We start from the raw sequence: 234 nt of genomic DNA on the forward strand, positions 1-234 counted from the left end.
TTCCACCGGCCACGCCTACTTCGGGTTGAAGGACGACCGGGCGCGGATCGATGCCGTGGGCTGGAAGACCACCATGGCACCTCTGAAATTCCGCCCCGAGGAAGGCATGGAGGTGATCGCCAGCGGCCAGCTGACGACCTACCCCGGCAAATCCAACTACCAGATCGACATCGACAATCTGGCACCGGCCGGCTCCGGCGCCATGATGGCGCTGCTCGCGGTGCGCATGCGCCC

The 234-nt window shown here is 65.8% G+C and carries 1 protein-coding gene; it reads left to right on the forward strand.

Annotated elements, in window-relative coordinates:
* A partial coding sequence (locus KVT37_RS33020) for an exodeoxyribonuclease VII large subunit (RefSeq protein ID WP_217579105.1) occupies nucleotides 1-234 on the forward strand: 234 nt, incomplete at both ends.

This window comes from Mesorhizobium sp. GbtcB19 (assembly GCF_019091085.1).
Classification (GTDB): domain Bacteria; phylum Pseudomonadota; class Alphaproteobacteria; order Rhizobiales; family Rhizobiaceae; genus Mesorhizobium.